The organism is Microbispora sp. ATCC PTA-5024 (assembly GCF_000511135.2).
GTDB classification, from domain to species: domain Bacteria; phylum Actinomycetota; class Actinomycetes; order Streptosporangiales; family Streptosporangiaceae; genus Microbispora; species Microbispora corallina.
This window is the reverse complement of the sequence record NZ_KI866524.1, coordinates 1,079,099-1,097,938: the sequence shown is the minus strand read 5'-3', so window position 1 is coordinate 1,097,938 and position 18,840 is coordinate 1,079,099. Positions and strand designations below refer to the sequence as shown.

Genomic DNA, 18,840 nt, shown 5'->3' with positions numbered 1-18,840 from the left:
GGCGCCGGGGCGCGGCGGAGGGCGGCGGGGCGGGCGGCCGCGGCTCGGACGGCGCCGGGCCCGACCGGATGGCCGACGGCGGCAACGGCCTGGTGCCCCTGATGGCGGGGAACGGCTGGGTCGAGCCGTCCTCGCCCTCCGGCTCGGGCTCGGGCGGCGGCCAGACCCGCCGGTCCTTGGCCGGCGGAGTGAGCCTGCCGGGGATGGGGACGGGGAGGGGCGCCGGGCGTGGCAGCGGGCCGCTGTAAGTGATGTCGGAGGGCTGGCTGGGCGGGGGCGCGAACCAGTCGCGCGGATCGGGCCCGTTCGCCTCGTTCCCGCCGGGCTGGGGGTGGCCGGGCTGGTGCCGGGGGCCGGGATTGTCATGGGGCGGGGTCCCGCCCAGGGGCGTCTCGGTCATCAGCTCTTGCCCGTCAGGGAGTGGAAGTCCTCCGGCTGCGACACCAGCCGGGTCGCGGTGGCGCCGGACAGGCCGAGGTCGATCTGCGCCTCGGGTGCGAAGCTGTCCGAGACCATGAGGCTGTCGGGCGGCACGAACACCAGCCGGGCCCCCGGTATCGCGTCCTTCGGCACCTCGAAGACGAGCAGGCCCGCGGACCAGAAGCCCGGCTGGATCCACTTGTTGAACAGCGTCAGGGTCTTGTCCACCTTGTCCGTCGGCTGGTAGCGCCGGCCGTCGGCGGTCAGCAGCACCGGCGGGGTGAGCTCGCTCAGCTGCATCGGCTCGCTCGGCGTGGTGGCCGACACGTCGACCAGGAGGAAGAGGTTGCTCGTGCCCACCTTGACCGTCTTGTTGCCCAGGTCCGTCGTGTCCACGGCGCGGGCGGACGTCACCGAGGTGACCTTCACCGAGAAGCGCGAGGTCTCAACGGTCCCCCCGATCCGGCCCTGGTAGGTGAGTGCGGAGCCGCGCTGCTCGTACGGCAGGGTGAAGGTCTGCGCGTAGACCGCGGCCGCCGCGAGCGCGAGGCCGGCCATGCCCGCGACGAGGCGGCGGGTCACGCCCCTGCCGGCCCGGGGCGCCTGCTCGGCGCGGTCCTCGGTCCGGGTCCCGGCGTGGGTCACGGTCATCACTCGCCCTCCCGTCGTACGGGGAGGGTGATCTGGGCGGCCACCGTGGGGGTGAAGACGCCCTTGTCGTCCTCCTCGCCCACGAGCTGCCAATAGTGGGTCTGGTCGCGCAGGCCGACCGGGTCGTAGGAGTAGCCGCCGAGATCGACGCCGATCTCCTTGGGGGCGGTGGCCGTGGGTTCGAGCTCGTACTTCACCACGACGGTGGTCGTGATGCCGGGCTGGAGTTGCTGACTCTTGATCCCGTAGCTCAGCACCGAGGCCTCGGGGCCGTACTTCGTCTTGATCTCGGGCCGGGTGCGCAGCAGGGAGCCGGCGAAGCCGGTGATCGTCGAGAACTCGTCGCCTGGCTTCGGGAGCATTCCGACATGGGTGGTGGCGTCGCCCATGTTGGTGACTTTGAGCACCAGTTCCAGGTAGCGCTTTGTGTCGCCGAAGTCGCCCTTCTCGGTGGTGTCGATCGCCTTGATGAACTGGGTGCGGAACTCGCCCTGGTCGATCACGTCGCCGGGGTCGACCTTGGGCGGGGGGTCCTCGGGGGCGTCCTTCAGGCCGCCGAGGAGCGCGGTGACGCCGATGCCCGCAGCGGCCAGCGCGGAGGCGACCGGGACGAGGACCGGGCGTCGGCGGCGGGCGCCATGGGGGGATGACGTCATGGCAAGCGATGGTAGTACGACCACATCTAAACCATCCGCCGCATTCGTCCCACCTCTCGGGGTGAAATAGGTCCGAATGGCGAGAAGCACGCCCTGACAGGGCTTCCAGCTCCTACGCTGTGACCGAGGCGGACATGGAGGGCCTGTGGGCGACCCGCACCCCGAGCATGCCCAGCTTCAGGCGGATCGGATCTACCTGGGCTGGCAGTACGCTCTGCTGTACCCGGACCCCGGGCCGCCGCCCAAGCGCCCCGCCCGCGAGGACGTCGCCCCGCCGCAGCCGGTCGACGACGGGTGGGCGCGGCGGGAGCGCATGCAGAAGGACCTCCTGAACCGGCCGGTACGGATCTTCCGCACCTTCATGGTCGTCGTCGCCGCCGGGCTGCTGGCCCTGGGGGTCACCCAGCTGCTGGCCTGGTCGTTCGTGCTGCTCGGCCTGGTCGCGGCCGGCGGCGTGGCGGTGATCTGCAGCTACGCCATCCGGCAGGGCGACCGGACCGTCAACGAGCGGATCCGCGAACGGCGGGAGAAGGCGCGGCGCGAGCAGGAGCGCCGCCAGCGGGAGATCGTCACGGCCCAGGAGGAGCACGCCGCCAAGTACCGCGACTGGGCGGAGAAGAAGAGCAGGTTCGACAAGCAGCTGACCTGGTACGCCGTGGCCGTCCCCGACGAGATCGACCGGGTCGACGTGGCCGGCGGGACCCTCCCCGGCTGGTCGGCCCTGATCACGCTCATCGGCGCCACCCGGCTGTACAGCGGCGGCCACCTCACCGTCCTCGACCTGTCCGAGGGCGCCATCGCCAAGGACCTCATCGAGCTCGCGAGGAGGGGCGGCGACGACCCGCTGGTGTGGGTGCTCCCGGTGGACCTGCCGCGGCTCGACCTGGGCGCGACGCTCAAACCCGAGGCGTTCGCCGACGTGCTGGCCCACGTCGTGAGCGTGAGCGAGGAGACCAGCAGGGACATCGGGTTCGACAACGCGATCCTGGAGCGGGTCCTGGAGGTCCTGGGGGAGAACGCCACGATCAGCCAGGTCACCGCCGCCCTCCGGGCCCTCGCGCAGGTGGGCGACCCGCGGGACGACATGCGGTTCGGCCTGCTGACCGCCTCCCAGCTCGAACGGATCGGCACGCTGTTCGGCCGCGGCGTGGCCGACCGCGTCGTCATCGAACGCGCCTGGGCTCTGGAGTCGCAGCTGCGCAAGCTGGAGACGCTCGGGACCGAGGCCGTACGGCTGCCGCCCGCGCGGCTGCGGGTGGTGAGCATGGACCGCCAGGCGGGGGTCTTCGGCAACCGGGTGCTCGGGACGTACGTCGCCACGGCGCTCACGCACATCCTGCGGCAGTCGCCCGCGAGCGAGCGGCCCTGGTACCACACGATCATCGTCGCAGGGGCCGACAAGCTGCGCGGAGACGTGCTCGACCGGCTGATGGACGCCTGCGAGACCTCCCGCACCGGGCTCGTCCTGACCTACCGCAGCCTCACCCCGACGGTGCGGGAGCGGCTGGGCCGGGGGCACGCGGCCGTCGCGTTCATGCGGCTGGGCAACGCCGAGGACGCCCGGGTGGCCAGCGAGCACGTGGGCACCGAGCACCGGCTGGAGCTGGCCCAGCTCACCGAGACGTTCAGCTCCGCCGCGCACGGCCCGAGCGGCTTCTACACCTCCACCGTCGGGGCCGGCCGGACCGGGCACGAGGAGAAGGGCGAGGGCGACCTGAGGGAGGGCATCACCGAGTCGACCGAGTGGGGGCGCAGCGTCCCCGCGGTGGCCGAGGGCGTGCTGCAGCGCTCGCGCGAGTTCCTCGTCGAGCCGCACCAGCTTCAGCAGCTCCCGACGACCTCGGTCATCGTCACGCACGCCACGGCCGAGGGCCGCCAGGTCCGCCTCGCGGACGCCAACCCGGCGATCCTCACGTTCCCGAAGACGACGCTGGGGGAGTTCGAGGAGGTGCGCAGGGCCGCGCTCGCCGTCAACGAACCGGACCCGCCCCGCCAGGAGGAGGACGGGCCCTCAGAGCCGGGGCCGCCCCCCAACCTGGGGCCGCCGCCTCCCCGGCTCGACTGGCGCAAGCGGCCATGACACCGTCCGCGCGCGGTAAGGGCATCGTCAACAGGGATGTGCGCGGCTGATCGGTGAAGGATTCTCTCCCTGTTCGACGTCAACTGAGGGGTCTCATGCATCCGTTCCCCCTGAGCGGGCCGTGGTACCGGATCCAGGCGATCACGGCCCCATCGCGTAGTTCGTCTGCGGAGTGGGACTTCGTCACGGTTCTTCCCGCGGTCCTGTCCGCGGCGCAGCGCAACCGGCCGTTCGTCATCGGGTGGCTGTCGCGCGGCTCGGGGGCGCCCCTCGAGCTGATCACCAACGCCGGGCCGCTCACGCCGCTCCGTCCGCCGCGGCGCGCGGCGGCGGCCGCGGAGACGCCGGTCACCGGGCCCCAGCCGCTGCTGTTCCCCGGCGGCGCGCGCGGCGTGGAGATCGGCGACGAGTGGCTCGCCGACCTCGCCGACCTCGTCTGGACGCCGTGCCCCGGCCGCCAGGCCCCGCCGCTGTACGGCAGGCGGGAGCCCGAGCCCGACGAGCCGAAGCGCCCGACGTTGTTCGAGTCGACGCTGGTCACGCTCATGTCCCGGCCGTTCGGCTGGGTCGTGGTGGCCGAGCCGACCGACCTGCTCGACGCCGAGGTGGCCCACCTGCGCACCCAGCTCAACGTGCTGCGGCAGTACGGCGACGCCTCCGAGCGGTCGCGGTTCGACGCCGAGCGGGCCGAGCGGCGGATGCAGGAGCTCGACGCGTTCCGCGAGGCCGGGCTGTGGAACGTCCGGGTGCTCGCGGGCGCCGCGGGCCCCGACGAGCTGCGGCAGATCGCGCCCGTGCTGGTCGGCTCGGTCGAGATGAGCCACCACCCGTACCGGCTGCGCAGCGCGATGTCGCTGCCCGTCCTGTCCGGCCCGGACAGCGGCGAGTCGGTCTACGGCTTCGACGAGGCGCTCGCGGTCAACCTCCAGGACTCGGCCGACGGGGCGGCGGCGCCGTTCGCGGCCACGGCGGGGGCGCTCGCCGCGCTGGCCGGGCTGCCCCGCCGGGAGGTGCCCGGGGTGCGGGTGCTCGACGCCGGCTTCTTCGACGTGACGAGCGAGGCCGAGACCGACGCCGCGGCCGAGCTGATCGACCTCGGGCACATCGTCGACGGGCAGGACCGGGCGGTGGGAACGTTCCGGGTGCCGCTCGCGACGCTGAACCGGCACGCCTTCGTCACCGGCGCCACCGGCTCGGGCAAGTCGCAGACCGTACGGCACCTGCTGGAGCAGCTCACCAAGGCCGGGATCCCCTGGCTGGCGATCGAGCCGGCCAAGTCGGAGTACGCCGCCATGGCCGGCCGGGTCGAGCATCTCGCCCCGCTGACCGTGATCAACCCGTCCGCGCCCGACAACGTGCCGATCAGCGTGAACCCGCTCGCGCCCGAGCCCGGCTATCCGGTGCAGGCGCACATCGACATGGTCCGCGCGCTGTTCATGGCGGCCTTCGACGCGGAGGAGCCGTTCCCGCAGATCATGTCGCTCGCCCTCCAGCGGGTGTACGAGGCCAACGGCTGGGACGTGGTCACCGGCGGCGGCATCCCGGGGGCCGCCGTCCAGCCTGCCGTGCCGACCCTGGAGCAGCTCCAGCAGCACGCCCTGGAGGTCATCCAGGAGATCGGGTACGGCAACGAGGTCCAGGCCGACGTCGAGGGCTTCATCAGCCTGCGCCTGCGCAGCCTGCGGGTCGGCAGCGCCGGCCGGTTCTTCGAGGGCGGCCACCCCGCCGACATCGGCGGGCTGCTGCAGCGCAACGTCGTGCTCGCGATCGAGGACGTGGCCAACGACGAGGACAAGGCGTTCCTCATGGGCACGTTGATCATCCGCATCGTCGAGCACCTGCGCATGCGCGCCCGCCAGGAGCCGCGCGTGGAGGACGGGGCCGGCGGGCTCCGCCACGTCATCGTGATCGAGGAGGCCCACCGGCTGCTGCGCGACCGCGGCTCGCAGCGGGCCTCCACCCACGCCGTCGAGCTGCTCGCCGGCATGCTCGCCGAGATCAGGGCGTACGGCGAGGGGATCGTCGTGGCCGAGCAGATCCCCACCAAGCTCGTCTCCGACGTGGTGAAGAACACGGCGCTGAAGGTGGTCCATCGCCTGCCGGCCGAGGACGACCGGGGCCTCGTGGGCGCCGCGATGAACCTCAGCGAGGACCAGTCGCGGCAGGTCGTGTCCCTGCAGCCCGGCTTCGCGGCGGTCTTCGCCGACGGCATGGACCGGCCGCTGCGCGTCCAGGTGCCGCTGGGGGAGGACCGGGAGCGGCCCATGCTGAGCCCCGTGCCCCCGATCTGCGGGCGCCGCTCGGCCGCCTGCGGGCGCGAGTGCCGCACGGGCAAGGCGTGCACGCTGGTGGAGCTGCGCGAGGCCGACCTGCTGGCCGTCGCCCCCGAGTGGGCGTGGCTGCGGATCTGGACCGACACGGTCGTGCTGTCGTTCGTGACCAACCGGGCGCTGCCCGGCGTGCCCCGCGTGCTGGCCGACATCTGGGGCGAGCTGCCCGTCAAGCGCCGCGAGTGCCTGCTGGCCACGCTCGCCGAGCGGGCCGTCTCCCGCCGCGCCTGGTCGCTGCGGACGTGGTTCGACCCGGCGCTGCTGACGGAGAAGGCCGCCGAGGTCGCGGCGGGGCTGCTCGGCCCGGGCGACGGCGAGCCGCCCATGCGGGCGGGGGAGCGCCCCGGCCCGGCGTGGGTCATCCCGCAGGTCCGGTGGCTGCACGAGGTTGACCGGCTGTTCCCGTACGGCCACCCGGCGCCCAACCTGCGCAGCCCCGCTCCGGCGATGGAGTATCCGCTGTTCGGCACCGATCCCGCGGGCCGGCCGTACCCGCACCAGGGGCTGAACGGGTCGTCTCCCGCGTCCGGGGGCGACGGGGGTGTGGCGGTCGGCGTGCGCACCGAGCTCCTCGGCCACCGCGCCAAGGCCCTTCGCCACCACCCGCTGTCGATGGAGGTCGACCGGAACCGGGCGCTGGCCTGGCGGGTCATCCTCGGCGACGACGAGCACGAGGGCATCCAGCGCGACGTCACGACCGTGGCGATCGGCGTGGAGCCGCGCGAGCGGGTCAAGTACGTGGCCCAGACGATGGGCGCGGGCTGGCTGGAGACCGTGCTCTCGTGGCCCCGGCGGTTCGTGCTGCCGTTCGACGGCGACACCCCGGCCGAGCTGTCGTTCCCCGAGTCGCTGGGCGGCTGAGCCGCCGCCCGGCGACCATGGAAGTCGGGAGATCCGGGGGACATGACCTAGGATCGCGGGCATGAGTCAGCTTCCGTTGCGGGCCCAGCTCGCCAGTGCCCTGGGCCGCACGGCCGCGACGCTGTCCAGGGCCACCGGGCGCGGCGACGGTTCGGTCATCGGCGGCAGGGTCGGGCTGATGCTGGAGCCCGACCTGCTGCGCAAGCTCGCGGCCGACCGCACGCTCGTCCTGGTCAGCGCCACGAACGGCAAGACCACGACGACCCGCCTGATCGCCTCGGCTCTCCAGGAGCTCGGCGGCGTGGCGACCAACGCCTTCGGCGCGAACATGCCCGCCGGCCACGTCTCGGCGCTGTCCTCGGCCAAGGACGCGCCGTTCGGGGTGCTGGAGGTCGACGAGAAGTACCTGCCCGAGGTCCTCGACACGACCAACGCCGGCCTCGTCTGCCTGATGAACCTGAGCCGCGACCAGATGGACCGGGCGGCCGAGATCTGGCTGCTCGCGCAGAAGTGGCGGCGGGCGCTCGACGGCAAGCCCGCCCATGTCATCGCCAACTGCGACGACCCGCTCGTGACGTGGGGCGCGTCGACGGCCGCCCGGGTCACCTGGGTCGCCGCCGGGCAGCGCTGGCGCGAGGACTCCTGGTGCTGCCCCGAGTGCGGCGGCCCGCTCGACCGCGCCGGGTCCGCGAGCCTGGGGCAGGGCACTGGGGCGCCCCCGTCGGCCGACTCCAGCTGGGCCTGCCGCGAGTGCACGTTCCACCGTCCCGAGCCCAACTGGGTGCTCGACGGCGAGGACGTGATCGACCCGCGCGGCACGCGCTGGCGGCTCGACCTCCAGCTTCCCGGCCAGGCCAACCGGGCAAACGCGGCCATGGCGATGGCCACGGCCGAGGCGATCGGCGTCGATCCGGGCAGGTCCCTGAGCCGGCTGCGCACCGTCACCTCGGTGGCCGGTCGGTACACCACTGTGGAGCGCGACGGCCGCTCGCTGCGGCTGCTCCTGTCGAAGAACCCGGCGGGCTGGCTGGAGGCCTTCGACGTCGCCGACCCCACGCTGCCGATCATCCTGTCGGTGAACGCCCAGGGACCGGACGGCCGCGACACCTCCTGGCTGTGGGACGTCGACTACCGCATCCTGCGCGGCCGCCCGGTCTACGTGACCGGCGAGCGCCGCCTCGACCTGGCCTTGCGGCTGGCCGTGGCCGACGTGCCGTTCCAGCTCTGCGAGTCGTTCGACCAGGCCGTGACGGCGCTGCCGCCCGGCCGGATCGACGTCATCGCCAACTACACCGCGTTCCAGCAGATCCGAGCGGAGTTCAACCGTGCAGTCTGAGCTGGCCATCGTCTGGATCTACCCGGACCTGCTGAGCACGTACGGCGACCAGGGCAACGCCCTGGTGCTCGAACAGCGGGCCCGGGCCCGGGGCATCGCCACCCGGACCGTCCACGTGCGCTCCTCCGACCCCGTGCCGCGGGACGGGCACGTCTACCTGATCGGCGGCGGCGAGGACCGCCCGCAGATCCTCGGCGCCGAGCGGCTGCGCAAGGACGGCGGGCTGCACCAGGCCATCGACCGCGGCGCGGCGCTGCTGGCGGTCTGCGCCGGCTACCAGATCATGGGCTCGGTGTTCGGCGGCGAGGAGGGCCAGCCGGTGCCCGGCATCGAGCTGCTCGACATCAGCTCGGGCCGCGGCGAGCGGCGCTCGGTGGGCGAGCTGGCCGCCGAGGTCGACCCCGCGCTCGGCCTGCCGATGCTGACGGGCTTCGAGAACCACATGGGCGTGACGCGGCTCGGCCCGGGCGTCCGGCCGCTGTCGCGCACGCTCGTCGGGACCGGCAACGGCGACGGCACGGAGGGCTGCTACGCCGGGCGGGTCATCGGCACCTACCTGCATGGGCCGGCGCTCGCCCGCAACCCCGCGCTCGCCGACCTGCTGCTGAGCTGGGTCGTCGGGCCGCTGCCGCAGATCGACGACAGCTGGTACCAGCGGCTCCGCGACGAACGCCTGGCCGCCGTCCTGCCCCGCTGACCCGGCCGCCCCGCCCCGCCCCCGGCCATGAGCCGAGGGCGCGGCGGTCAGTAGACGAGCGCCTGGACGTCGTCGCCGAGGATCTCCTCGACGAACGTCGAGGCGCCGGCGATGCGGACGCCGTCGATCACGTCGTCGACGGTGATCCCCCGACGGGCCGCGCACTGCGTGCAGAGCGTCACCCGGCCGCCGGCGAGCACGGCCTGGAGGAGGTCCTCCAGCGGAGGTGCCTCGGCCAGCGCGAACTCCCTGGCGCGGCCGGGCAGCGAGAACCACGCGGACTCGCCCGTCAGCCACAGCGAGACCGGTACTCCGCTGGCCAGCGCGGCCGCCGCGACGGTGAACGCCTGGTTGCACCGCTCCGGCGCGTCGGCGCCGGCCGTCACCTTGATCACAAGTGATCGTGCCATGGTGGCAGCCTAGTGCGCCGCTGATCCGCCCGTGGCGTCGCATGCCGTACAAGTGGGATAAGACGGGCCATTCACCCTCGGGACGCCTCGACGGAGGCGGGAAGAACCGGGGCCGGGCGGCCTCTAAGCTCGTCGTCATGGACGTACATCCCGACCTCGAGCCGATCGCCTTCCTCCTGGGCCGCTGGGAGGGGGCCGGCGTGATCGGCTATCCCACCATGGAGAGCGCGAACTTCGGCCAGGAGGTGGTGTTCGGGCACAACGGCAAGCCGTTCCTCACCTACCAGAGCCGCACCTGGCTGCTCGACGCCGAGGGGACCAAGGTGCGGCCGCTGGCCACGGAGTCGGGCTACTGGCGGATCCAGCCGGAGCGGCGCCTCGAGGTGGTCCTGGCGCATCCCACGGGCATCGTGGAGATCTACGTCGGCGAGGTCGTCTTCCACAAGATCGAGCTGCACACCGACGTGGTCGCCCGCACGTCCTCGGCCAAGGAGTACAACGCGGGCCACCGCCTGTACGGCCTGGTCAACGGCAACCTGATGTACGCCTACGACATGGCCGCCGTGGGCCAGCCGCTCCAGTCGCACGCCTCGGCGGAGCTGAAGAAGGCCGGCGAGTTCGTCCCCGAGTGATCGGCGAACGGGCATGAAAAAACCCCGGGCGTGCTCCGCCTCAGGTGAGACGGGCCGGCTGGACCATGGGGGAAACGATACGCCTCCGCCCGCCGGCCGCCCGGGGTTCCGGTGTCTGTCGAGGATTCGCCGGGACGTCGTTCGACATCCAGACGGAAGGTCCAGATGGACGAGTCCTAGCGGACAGCCACCTCGCTAGCCCAATAATGACTAACCATTGTTTGGACCACCTCCCTTCTGCGTGGCTCCACGCTATGCGAGCGATCGCCGCGGGGGCAAACGTTTTTGCCGGGGGCGTACGCGGGAATACGGCCGGGTCCCGGCGGCCCGGGCACGCCGGGCCGTCCGGCTCATAAACTCTTGCTCATGGCCGAGACATGGCACGAGGAGCTGCGGTCCCGCGGCTACCGGATCACGCCCCAGCGCCAGCTCGTGCTGGAGGCGGTCACCGAGCTCGGGCACGCGACGCCGGAGGACATCTGCTGCCGGGTCCAGGAGACGGCCCGCGGCGTCAACATCTCGACGGTCTACCGGACGCTGGAGCTCCTGGAGGAGCTCGGCCTGGTCACGCACACCCATCTCGGCCACGGCGCGCCGACCTACCACCTCGCCTCCCGGGCCGACCACGTGCACCTCGTCTGCCGCGGCTGCGGAGGGGTGACCGAGGTGTCGCCGGAGCTGGTTCAGGGGCTGGTCTCGACCCTCGACACCGAGCTCGGGTTCGCCACCGACGTCCGCCACCTCACGGTCTTCGGGGTCTGCCGCGACTGTCGCTGACCCGGTCGGCCCCGCCCGCTCGGGCCGCGCGTACGACACCCGCGCCGGCGAGAACCGGCGCGGACGGACGCGCAGACGGTGGGGCCGTCGGCGCTCCCGCGCGGTATGTCCGGCCTCGCCGGTCGCCCTGTTGCGTGGCGGAAAGGTCGTCCATCCCATAAGCGGGAGTGCATGTGACCCTCCCCGCGGACGCGTTCGACCTTGGCAGGCGGACGCAGCGGTACGAGTACGCGCTCCCGCCGCACGCGACGGTGGTCCTGCACTCCGACGGCATCAGCGACCGCTGGGACCCCGGGGTCGCTCCCCGGCCTGTGGCGAGGACCTCGGGACGACCTGGAGGTCTTCTGCGACCGGCTCACCGCCAGGTTCGGGGCGCGGGAGGACGACGTCGCCCTCGTCGCCGTGCACCGATTCCAGGGTTGTCCACAGGCCGGTGGGCGCGACGGCGGAAGCCGTGGGGGACCGAATAGCCTTGAGGGCATGCGGAGCCCTTTGCTTGACACCCCGGGCGCGGTCGCCGGCGAGGCGCCGGACGAGACGGTCGCGGCCCACTACGGCGATCCCTACGCCGAGCAGCGCGCGCTGGTGAGCGGGCAGGCGCTGGTCGACCGGAGCAATCGCGAGGTCGTGCGCGTCGCCGGCGCCGACCGGCTGAAATGGCTCAACGACCTCAGCTCGCAGAAGCTCGACACGCTCGCCCCGGGCACGCCGGCGCAGACGCTGCTGCTCGACCTCCAGGGCCGGGTGGAGCACCACCTCACGCTCATGGACGACGGCGAGGCGGTGTGGGCGCATGTGGAGCCCGGCACCGCCGCGGAGCTGGTCGCGTTCCTGGAGAAGATGCGCTTCATGCTGCGCGTCGAGGTGGCCGACGTCACCTCCGCGTACGCCGTCGTCTCCGTCGCCGCACCCGGCTCGTCGCCCGACGGCCCTTCCGTACGGCTCTCGCCCCCCGACGGCACGATCGCCGTGGGCGGCGACCTGCTCGTGCCGCGCGAACGGCTGGCGGGCCTGCCCGCCGAGCTGGGCCTGCGCCCGGCCGGTCTGTGGGCCTATGAGGCGCTGCGGATCGCGGCCCATCTGCCGCGGCTGGGGTTCGAGACCGACCACAAGACGATCCCCCACGAGGTCGGGTGGATCGGGGAGGCCGTCCACCTCAGCAAGGGCTGCTACCGGGGGCAGGAGACCGTCGCCCGGGTGCACAACCTCGGCCACCCGCCCCGGCGCCTGGTCTTCCTGCACCTCGACGGGAGCGTCGACGTGCTGCCCCCGCACGGCGCGCCGGTGACCCTCGGGGTCGGCACCCCGGTCGAGGCCGAGCCGGAGGCGGCCGTGGAGGGCGCGGCCGAGCCGGGCCAGATCGGCTTCGTCGGCTCGTCGGCCCGCCACTACGAGCTGGGCCCGATCGCGCTGGCCGTCGTCAAGCGCACGGTCCCGGTCGACATCGACCTCCTTGCGGGCGGCGTCGCCGCGAGCCAGGAGGTCATCGTGCCGCCGGACGCCGGACGCAACGTGAAGATCGACCCCGCCCTCCGCCGCCGCGTCCGCTGACGCCCCGCCTGCCCGGCCCCGCCACACGGGGCCGGGCGGTGGCTCAGGGGGTCACACGTCGAGGACGAGGGTGATCGGGCCGTCGTTGGTGAGGGAGACCTTCATGTCGGCGCCGAAGACGCCGGTCTCCACCCGGGCCCCGAGCGCCCGCAGCTCGGCCACCACGGCCTCGACGAGCGGCTCGGCCACCGGGCCGGGCGCCGCCGCCTGCCACGTGGGCCTGCGGCCCCGGCGGGCGTCGCCGTACAGGGTGAACTGGCTGATCACGAGCAGCGGGGCGTCCACGTCGGAGCACGACTTCTCGCCGTGGAGGATGCGCAGGCCCCAGAGCTTGGCCGCGAGGCGGGCCGCCTCCGGCTGTCCGTCGGTGTGCGTCACCCCGACGAGCACGAGCAGGCCCGGCTCGTCGATCGCGCCCACGACCTGACCCTCGACCACAACCGACGCGGAGCTGACCCGCTGTACCACCGCTCGCATGGCCCCGAATTCTGCCACGTCCGCGGCCTTCGTAGACTGCCCGTTATGTCGGAAATGATCGTCGAAGTGGTCCGTTCCGGATTCGTCGAGTCCGTTCATCGAGCCCGCGTGCACGTGGTCGGCACGGACGGCGCCCCGGTCATGGTGCACGGGGACACCGCCGGTCTCGCGTCTCCCCGTTCGTCCATGAAGCCCCTCCAGGCACTCGCCATGGTCCGGGCCGGCCTCGGGCTGGAGGACGAGCTGCTCGCCCTCGCCTGCGCCAGCCACAGCGGCGAGCCGTTCCACGTCGACGGCGCACGGAAGATCCTCGCCGGGGCCGGGCTCGACGAGAGCGCGCTGCGCTGCCCCGAGGACCTTCCGCTCGACCGCGACGCCCGCCTCCAGGCCCTCCGCGAGGGCGGCACCCCCGGCCGTATCTACATGAACTGCTCGGGCAAGCACTCCGCCATGCTGGCCACCTGCGTGGCGAACGGCTGGCCGGTGGAGGGCTACCTGCACCCCGCCCACCCGTTGCAGCGGGCGATCCGGGCCACGGTCGAGGACCTGACCGGCGAGCGCGTCGCCGCGACCGGGGTGGACGGCTGCGGCGCGCCGCTGTTCTTCGTCTCGATGGCGGGGATCGTGCGCGCGTTCCGCCGCTTCCCGCTCGCGCCTCCCGGCAGCCCGGAACGGCGGATCGCCGACGCGATGCGCGCCTTCCCCGAGTGGACGAGCGGGACGACCCGGGCCGAGGCCATCCTGATGCGGGCGCTCCCCGGACTGATGGTGAAGGCGGGCGCCGAGGCGTTCGACGCCTTCGCGCACTCCGACGGCCGGGCCGGCGCCGTCAAGATCGTTGACGGCGGCGACCGCGCCCGGACGCCGGTGACGGTGGCCGCCCTGCGCGCGGCCGGTTTCGACGCTCCGGAGCTGGCCGGCCTCGCCACCGCCCCGCTGTTCGGCGGCGGCGAACCGGTCGGCGAGGTCCGCGTCCGCCCCGCCTGACGAGACCCCGGCGACCGAGAGGCGGGGTTCTAGAGCGAGCGGAACTGGCGGGCCGTCGAGATCGCGCCCGACGCCGTCACCGTGAACGTGCGCATCGAATCGGCGAACCGCGACAGGTCCCACTCGGCCGGACCCTGGTACCAGGGCAGGTGGTCGGTCTGCCGGCCGTCGCCGTCGAACGAGCCGACCACCCGCGCCCACCGGTCCACCGTGTCGAAGATCACCGCATACGGGAGGTAGCGCGAGAACAGCTCCAGCCGCTGGGCGGGCGGCACGTCGGCGATGTCGGCCGACGCGAGGTACTGCCGGAAGCCGAGCGTGTGCGCCAGCGCCTCGGCCCCCTTCACGGTCTTGGCCGGCATGAACTGCCCGCCGTACGCCAGCGCGGCGCCCGCGATGACCACGGCCAGCCCGAGCAGGCCGTACGTCGTGAACCAGGCGAGCAGCACGGTCGCGAGGACGCCGAGGCCGATGACGAGGACGCCGACGGTCGTCCAGCGGGATCGGACCGAGTCCGGCCGCCGGGCGAACCACCCCTGGGTCACCACGTCCCGGTAGAGCGCGTCGCGCACCTGGGAGAGGTGGGCCGCGAACGACCCGTGCAGCTCCGACAGCAGCACGGTGTCGCGCCCGTCGAAGATCGCCTCGTACAGGGCCCGCTCGTACGGCAGCAGGCTCCCGAGCGGGGCCCGCGACAGGCGGACCAGTCGCCAGTCGGGCACGTCGTACGCCTGCCGCGGAGGCTCGTCGATCCGCAGGAAGCCGCGCACCGCGAGGTCGACGATGGTCGCGGTCACGTCGATCACGTCGGCCTGCTCGTCGAACAGCGTGCCGATCTGGCCGGGCCGCACCCCGTCCGGCGGGGTGAAGTGGCCGTTGCTGTGGCCGCTGACGACGCCCGACTCGGCGTTCACGATCCGGGCGTCCCGGCCGCGGGTCCAGTACAGCAGGCCCACCCCGCCGAGCAGCAGGAGCAGCAGGAGGGCGAGCGCGCCGCCGGTCACGGCGTTGAGCGTGAACGCAGTGGACAGCTCGAAGCGGCGCTCCAGGACGGGCGTGGCGCCCGTGGCGCCCTTCGGGTAGCCGACGACGACGGTCAGCGACTGCCCCGGGCCGAGGCCCTGCTGCTCGAAGGTCGCGGTCGAGCCCGTCTCGTCGATGGACGCGCCCGTGCAGGCCATGGCGGAGGTGAGCTCCCCGGCGAAGCACGAGACGTTCTGGACGGCCCCGGGTCCGGTCACCGTCACCACCGCGTGCCGGACCGGGCCGCTGACGGCGAACCACCGCAGCTCCTCCGCAGGGCCCAGGGGGGTCACGGCCCCGGTGACGTCGTACTCGACCGTGCCGCTTCCCCTGACCGTCAGGGTGTCGCCGTCGAGCGTGGCGCCCTTGACGTTGGAGACGCGGTAGACGCGGTCGTGCCCGTCGTCGAACCGGGTGCGGGTGAGCAGCGTGCGGGCGACCGGCCCGCCGCTGAGCGTGATCGCCTCCTTGACGTGCAGCACCCCGTCCTTGCGGAGGCTCATGCTCACGTCGTCCGCGGTAATGGTCCCCGAGGTCTCGGCGTGCGCGGGGGAGGCCGCGAGGACGGCCAGCACGACCGCCAGTCCCAGCCTGCGAGCGAGATCCACCATGAGCCAGCACCTTATCGGTCCCCCCTCGTCCCGTTCTCGCGCTCGATAGGCTTGCCCGTCATGGGACGCACGCGTCTGTACCGGAACGGGACCCTCGAGGCGGAAGGCTTCCCGGTGACCGATGTGTCCGAGCACATCAAGGAGCCGTCGGCCGTGGTGTGGTTCGACATGTGCTCCCCGACCGAGGAGGACCTGCTCTCGATCAGCGAGGAGTTAGGGCTCCACCGGCTGGCCGTCGAGGACGCGCTGCAGAGCCGGCAGCGGCCCAAGCTCGACGTCTACGAGAGCCATATGTTCCTCAGCGTCTACTCCGCCCGCTTCGAGACCGGGTCGGGACGGCTGGACGTCGACCACGCGGCCGCCTTCATCACCGGCAACGCCCTCGTCACGGTGCGCAACTCGGAGGACTTCTCGATCGAGGAGGTCGTCAAGCGCTGGGACGAGCAGCCGGGCCTGGCCCGGCACGGCGTCGCGTTCCTGGTCCACGGCCTGCTCGACTACGTGGTGGACAGCCACTTCGAGGCCGTCGAGGCGATGGACGAACAGGTCGAGGCCCTGGAGGAGAGCGTCTTCGGGGACCGCCCGGTGAGCCGTGAGGACCAGCGGCGCACGTTCGAGCTGCGCAAGAGCCTGGTCACCCTGCGCCGGACCGTGATGCCGATGCGCGAGGCCGTCAACACGCTCATCCGGCGGAACGGCAAGATCGGCGACGCCGAGGAGATGGCGCCCTACTTCCAGGACGTGTACGACCAGGTGCTGCGGGCGACCGAGTGGACCGACTCGCTGCGCGACCTCGTGAGCAACATCCGCGAGACGCACCTGACCATGCAGAGCAACCGGATGAACCTGATCATGAAGCGGGTGACCAGCTGGGCGGCCATCATCGCCGTGCCGACCCTGATCACCGGCTTCTACGGGCAGAACATCCCGTTCCCCGGATTCGGCCACTCGATGGGGTTCTGGACCTCCAGCGTGCTCATCGTGGTCGCCTCGGTCACGCTTTACCGCGTGTTCCGCGCCCGCGACTGGCTCTGACGCCCCCGGCACGGGTCACCAGGGGCCGTAGGGGCCCTGGTTGCCGCCGCCGCGGTACTCGTTCACGGCGGGCTTCACGTCCGCCAGGTAGATGCCGGCGGCGATGACCGCCGCGATCGTGAAGATGCTCGGCAGCCCCGTGCCCATGCCGCCGTAGTTGACCGCGGCCGCGAACGTGAACAGGGTGGCGAAGCCGAGGATGATCAACCACAGCTGCTTGGTCTGCTTGCCCGCCGCGGGGAACGCGCGGGACGGGATGCGCACGGCGTGGACGAGGGCCCACACCGACAGGATGAAGGCGCCGATGGAGAGCAGCCAGAAGACGAGACTCAGGACGCTGTTCACGGGCCCGAACATGGACTCTCCCAGGCGGTCACGATCGCTGACGCCCCCAGACTAGTGCGCGGAACCGACATGTGTCGCGACCGAGACCTTCCGGCGGACGGCCGGCCGGGGCGCGGAGACGGCGACGGCCCGCCTCCCGGGCGGGAGGGCGGGCCGTACGGCGAGGCCGGTCTCAGGACCGGGCCGACGCGGTGGTCTTGGCGCGCGAGGCGCCGGTGGTGCGCCGGGTGGTGGTCTCGGCGGCGACGGCGGGCTCGGCGGTCTCGGAGACCTCGGTGAGCTCCAGCGCGGCCTCGCCGCTCACGCGGCTGACGACCTTGCGGCCGCGCACGGCCAGCTCGTCGTAGACCTTGTTCAGCCGCGAGGCGGCGGCGTCGGCGTACTCGCGGGCCTTCTCCGGCAGCTCCTTGGCGACGGACTCGGCCTTGACCTGCACGGTGGAGGCGTAGGCGCGGGCCTTCTCCACGGCGTAGTCGCCGACGCCCGTCAGCGCGTAGAACGGCTTGGACTCCGTGATCCTCTTGACCTCGGTCGTGATGGGCATTGCTATCCTTCCCTCGTTTGCGGTGTCACGCCGTCGTGCGGGAGGACCGGGTCGTCCCCGAGATGCTCGGCCGGTTGCGTCGGCTGAGCGGTGTCGGCCCGGTTCTCCCTGCGGAACGACTCGTAGATATCGATGAGCACCTGGCGCTGACGCCCGGTGAGTGTGACATCGGCTCTGATCGCGGTCAGCACGTCGCTGTCCGGCTGGCGGTCCTCGATCAGACCCGCCTGGACGTACAGCGCCTGCGCGGAGATGTGCAGACCCTTGGCGATCTGGTTGAGTATCTCCGCGCTCGGCTTGCGCAGCCCGCGCTCGACCTGGCTCAGGTAGGGGTTGGACACCCCCGCCTGGGCGGCGAGCTGGCGCAACGAGATCTTCGCCTGCTGCCGCTGCTGGCGGATGTACTCGCCGAGCGAGCCGACCTTCGGCAGTTCCATGCCCCTAGTCTGCCTCGGCGTGCTTGCAATTGCAAGCTGGGTGGCTAACTCAAGCTAGCGGCCGGGTGTCTACCCGGGGATCAGCCACAGGAGCGGGGCCGAGGTGGCCAGCACGACGGACCCGGCGAGGATCAGGAAGCGGTGGTGCGCCGGCAGGGTCAGGTCGGACCCCACGAGCCGGTTCACCCGCGCCATGACGTTGGCCCCGGCGGAGGCGCCCAGCGCGCCCTGCGGGGTCGGCAGCGCGGCCGCCGTGCCGAACCGCAGCAGCGCCGTCGCGAGGCGCCGCGGGCAGCAGCGCCGGCGGGCGCGGTCGTCGGCCGCCATCTCGATCAGCAGCTCGACCGACGCCTGCGCGTCCCGGACGACCTTCGACCACGGCAGCGCCCTGCGCAGCGCGGCGAACGGCAGCAGCACCAGGTCGTGGCGCTCGCGCACGTGCGCGGACTCGTGGGCCAGGACGGCCTCGAGTTCGGCGCTGGACAGCAGGCTCAGCGTGCCGTCGCTGATGACCACCTGCGACTTGAGGCCCGGCAGGCAGTAGGCGGCCGCGGCCGGGAAGTCCACGACGCGGACGCCGGGCACGGCCGGCTCGTCGCGCGCGATGAGCGACAGCAGCACGCGGTGGCGGTGGCGGGCCCGCAGCGTCTGCGCCCCCGCCGCCATCGGCAGCGTCACCAGGACCGCCAGCAGCGCCAGCCCCGCGACCAGGGCGCCCAGCCGCAGCAGGTCGACCGGCTCCCGCACGCCGTACTCGAGCCTGACCAGGAAGTCGACCAGGCCGTACGCGACGCCCTGCCGGTAGGGCTCGAGCGCGTACGCCAGCAGGGCTCCCGTGGACGCGAGCCCCCAGGTCACCCCGAGTGACTGCCACAGCAGGATGGCCGTACGAGGAGCACGCCAGGTCCAGCGCGCCAGGGTCAGCCGCCAGGCGGCCACGGCGCAGACCGTGGCGAGTGCCGCTAAGCCAGCCGCCGCAA

At 72.7% G+C, this 18,840-nt stretch carries 18 protein-coding genes and 1 pseudogene; 10 read left to right on the top strand and 9 right to left on the bottom strand.

The window, feature by feature from the left end; translation table 11 throughout:
- Positions 1 to 248 (top strand): annotated as a pseudogene (locus MPTA5024_RS42585) (hypothetical protein); the annotation flags it as partial.
- Between the two features lie 151 nt (positions 249 to 399).
- Here MPTA5024_RS42585 and MPTA5024_RS25645 read toward each other — a convergent pair.
- The gene (locus MPTA5024_RS25645) at positions 400 to 1,071 is read right to left on the bottom strand and encodes a DUF4352 domain-containing protein (RefSeq protein WP_036328757.1); all 672 of its coding nucleotides are present in this window, start codon (positions 1,069 to 1,071) and stop codon (positions 400 to 402) included.
- Positions 1,071 to 1,727, bottom strand: coding sequence for a hypothetical protein (locus MPTA5024_RS25640; protein WP_036328755.1), 657 nt, complete (start codon positions 1,725 to 1,727; stop codon positions 1,071 to 1,073). Before MPTA5024_RS25640 ends, MPTA5024_RS25645 begins: the two co-directional genes overlap by 1 nt.
- Before the next feature lie 145 nt (positions 1,728 to 1,872).
- On the opposite strand from MPTA5024_RS25640, the gene MPTA5024_RS25635 reads away from it, so the two are divergent.
- The 4 genes from MPTA5024_RS25635 to MPTA5024_RS25620 all read left to right on the top strand — a co-directional run bounded on the left by MPTA5024_RS25635 (position 1,873) and on the right by MPTA5024_RS25620 (position 9,031).
- A complete protein-coding gene (locus MPTA5024_RS25635; RefSeq protein ID WP_036328753.1) occupies positions 1,873 to 3,807 on the top strand; it encodes a hypothetical protein in 1,935 nt (644 codons plus the stop codon).
- 95 nt (positions 3,808 to 3,902) lie between these two features.
- On the top strand, positions 3,903 to 6,998 hold the full coding sequence (locus MPTA5024_RS25630) for an ATP-binding protein (protein WP_036328750.1): 3,096 nt from the start codon (positions 3,903 to 3,905) through the stop codon (positions 6,996 to 6,998).
- Between the two features lie 61 nt (positions 6,999 to 7,059).
- Positions 7,060 to 8,334 (top strand): DUF1727 domain-containing protein, encoded by a 1,275-nt coding sequence (locus MPTA5024_RS25625; protein WP_036328747.1) that lies wholly within the window; start codon positions 7,060 to 7,062, stop codon positions 8,332 to 8,334.
- Positions 8,324 to 9,031, top strand: coding sequence for a type 1 glutamine amidotransferase (locus MPTA5024_RS25620; protein ID WP_036328744.1), 708 nt, complete (start codon positions 8,324 to 8,326; stop codon positions 9,029 to 9,031). The genes MPTA5024_RS25625 and MPTA5024_RS25620 overlap by 11 nt, the downstream gene beginning before the upstream one ends.
- 47 nt (positions 9,032 to 9,078) lie before the next feature.
- Here MPTA5024_RS25620 and MPTA5024_RS25615 read toward each other — a convergent pair whose 3' ends face one another.
- Positions 9,079 to 9,441: a DsrE family protein gene (locus MPTA5024_RS25615; protein ID WP_036328741.1), complete on the bottom strand. Its 363-nt coding sequence runs from the start codon at positions 9,439 to 9,441 to the stop codon at positions 9,079 to 9,081.
- A 137-nt stretch (positions 9,442 to 9,578) separates the two neighbouring features.
- On the opposite strand from MPTA5024_RS25615, the gene MPTA5024_RS25610 reads away from it, so the two are divergent.
- The 3 genes from MPTA5024_RS25610 to ygfZ all read left to right on the top strand — a co-directional run bounded on the left by MPTA5024_RS25610 (position 9,579) and on the right by ygfZ (position 12,401).
- Positions 9,579 to 10,073 carry an FABP family protein gene (locus tag MPTA5024_RS25610; protein WP_036328738.1) on the top strand — a complete coding sequence of 165 codons (495 nt, stop codon included), beginning with the start codon at positions 9,579 to 9,581 and terminating at the stop codon, positions 10,071 to 10,073.
- A gap of 366 nt (positions 10,074 to 10,439) precedes the next feature.
- A complete protein-coding gene (locus MPTA5024_RS25605; RefSeq protein WP_036328735.1) occupies positions 10,440 to 10,850 on the top strand; it encodes a Fur family transcriptional regulator in 411 nt (136 codons plus the stop codon).
- A gap of 480 nt (positions 10,851 to 11,330) precedes the next feature.
- On the top strand, positions 11,331 to 12,401 hold the full coding sequence (gene ygfZ / locus MPTA5024_RS25600) for a CAF17-like 4Fe-4S cluster assembly/insertion protein YgfZ (protein WP_036328732.1): 1,071 nt from the start codon (positions 11,331 to 11,333) through the stop codon (positions 12,399 to 12,401).
- Between the two features lie 51 nt (positions 12,402 to 12,452).
- On the opposite strand, the gene dtd is transcribed toward ygfZ, so the two are convergent.
- On the bottom strand, positions 12,453 to 12,878 hold the full coding sequence (gene dtd / locus MPTA5024_RS25595) for a D-aminoacyl-tRNA deacylase (protein WP_036328730.1): 426 nt from the start codon (positions 12,876 to 12,878) through the stop codon (positions 12,453 to 12,455).
- Between the two features lie 45 nt (positions 12,879 to 12,923).
- Between dtd and MPTA5024_RS25590 the strand changes: the two genes are divergently transcribed.
- The gene (locus MPTA5024_RS25590; protein ID WP_036328728.1) at positions 12,924 to 13,865 is read left to right on the top strand and encodes an asparaginase; all 942 of its coding nucleotides are present in this window, start codon (positions 12,924 to 12,926) and stop codon (positions 13,863 to 13,865) included.
- Between the two features lie 29 nt (positions 13,866 to 13,894).
- On the opposite strand, the gene MPTA5024_RS25585 is transcribed toward MPTA5024_RS25590, so the two are convergent.
- Complete coding sequence (locus MPTA5024_RS25585; RefSeq protein WP_051458624.1) at positions 13,895 to 15,499, bottom strand: DUF2207 domain-containing protein; 1,605 nt, start codon at positions 15,497 to 15,499, stop codon at positions 13,895 to 13,897.
- A 60-nt stretch (positions 15,500 to 15,559) separates the two neighbouring features.
- On the opposite strand from MPTA5024_RS25585, the gene MPTA5024_RS25580 reads away from it, so the two are divergent.
- On the top strand, positions 15,560 to 16,534 hold the full coding sequence (locus MPTA5024_RS25580; protein WP_157099710.1) for a magnesium transporter CorA family protein: 975 nt from the start codon (positions 15,560 to 15,562) through the stop codon (positions 16,532 to 16,534).
- Positions 16,535 to 16,549: 15 nt separating this feature from the next.
- On the opposite strand, the gene MPTA5024_RS25575 is transcribed toward MPTA5024_RS25580, so the two are convergent.
- The 4 genes from MPTA5024_RS25575 to MPTA5024_RS25560 form a co-directional block, all read right to left on the bottom strand.
- Positions 16,550 to 16,879, bottom strand: a complete 330-nt coding sequence (locus MPTA5024_RS25575) for a DUF2516 family protein (RefSeq protein WP_232326628.1) — start codon at positions 16,877 to 16,879, stop codon at positions 16,550 to 16,552.
- Between the two features lie 172 nt (positions 16,880 to 17,051).
- Positions 17,052 to 17,423 carry a hypothetical protein gene (locus tag MPTA5024_RS25570; RefSeq protein WP_036328724.1) on the bottom strand — a complete coding sequence of 124 codons (372 nt, stop codon included), beginning with the start codon at positions 17,421 to 17,423 and terminating at the stop codon, positions 17,052 to 17,054.
- Between the two features lie 2 nt (positions 17,424 to 17,425).
- The gene (locus MPTA5024_RS25565; RefSeq protein ID WP_036328722.1) at positions 17,426 to 17,860 is read right to left on the bottom strand and encodes a helix-turn-helix domain-containing protein; all 435 of its coding nucleotides are present in this window, start codon (positions 17,858 to 17,860) and stop codon (positions 17,426 to 17,428) included.
- 69 nt (positions 17,861 to 17,929) lie between these two features.
- Positions 17,930 to 18,799 carry a M56 family metallopeptidase gene (locus MPTA5024_RS25560; RefSeq protein ID WP_232326627.1) on the bottom strand — a complete coding sequence of 290 codons (870 nt, stop codon included), beginning with the start codon at positions 18,797 to 18,799 and terminating at the stop codon, positions 17,930 to 17,932.
- Positions 18,800 to 18,840 lie beyond the last annotated feature (41 nt).

What these genes read in the sequence shown, in the direction of transcription:
- MPTA5024_RS25615 (WP_036328741.1), bottom strand. Translation starts at nt 9,441, where the DNA reads ATGGCACGATCACTTGTGATCAAGGTGACGGCCGGCGCCGACGCGCCG.
- ygfZ (WP_036328732.1), top strand. Translation starts at nt 11,331, where the DNA reads ATGCGGAGCCCTTTGCTTGACACCCCGGGCGCGGTCGCCGGCGAGGCG.
- MPTA5024_RS25640 (WP_036328755.1), bottom strand. Translation starts at nt 1,727, where the DNA reads ATGACGTCATCCCCCCATGGCGCCCGCCGCCGACGCCCGGTCCTCGTC.
- MPTA5024_RS25585 (WP_051458624.1), bottom strand. Translation starts at nt 15,499, where the DNA reads ATGGTGGATCTCGCTCGCAGGCTGGGACTGGCGGTCGTGCTGGCCGTC.
- MPTA5024_RS25570 (WP_036328724.1), bottom strand. Translation starts at nt 17,423, where the DNA reads ATGCCCATCACGACCGAGGTCAAGAGGATCACGGAGTCCAAGCCGTTC.
- MPTA5024_RS25590 (WP_036328728.1), top strand. Translation starts at nt 12,924, where the DNA reads ATGTCGGAAATGATCGTCGAAGTGGTCCGTTCCGGATTCGTCGAGTCC.
- MPTA5024_RS25645 (WP_036328757.1), bottom strand. Translation starts at nt 1,071, where the DNA reads ATGACCGTGACCCACGCCGGGACCCGGACCGAGGACCGCGCCGAGCAG.
- dtd (WP_036328730.1), bottom strand. Translation starts at nt 12,878, where the DNA reads ATGCGAGCGGTGGTACAGCGGGTCAGCTCCGCGTCGGTTGTGGTCGAG.
- MPTA5024_RS25610 (WP_036328738.1), top strand. Translation starts at nt 9,579, where the DNA reads ATGGACGTACATCCCGACCTCGAGCCGATCGCCTTCCTCCTGGGCCGC.
- MPTA5024_RS25625 (WP_036328747.1), top strand. Translation starts at nt 7,060, where the DNA reads ATGAGTCAGCTTCCGTTGCGGGCCCAGCTCGCCAGTGCCCTGGGCCGC.
- MPTA5024_RS25580 (WP_157099710.1), top strand. Translation starts at nt 15,560, where the DNA reads ATGGGACGCACGCGTCTGTACCGGAACGGGACCCTCGAGGCGGAAGGC.
- MPTA5024_RS25565 (WP_036328722.1), bottom strand. Translation starts at nt 17,860, where the DNA reads ATGGAACTGCCGAAGGTCGGCTCGCTCGGCGAGTACATCCGCCAGCAG.
- MPTA5024_RS25630 (WP_036328750.1), top strand. Translation starts at nt 3,903, where the DNA reads ATGCATCCGTTCCCCCTGAGCGGGCCGTGGTACCGGATCCAGGCGATC.
- MPTA5024_RS25605 (WP_036328735.1), top strand. Translation starts at nt 10,440, where the DNA reads ATGGCCGAGACATGGCACGAGGAGCTGCGGTCCCGCGGCTACCGGATC.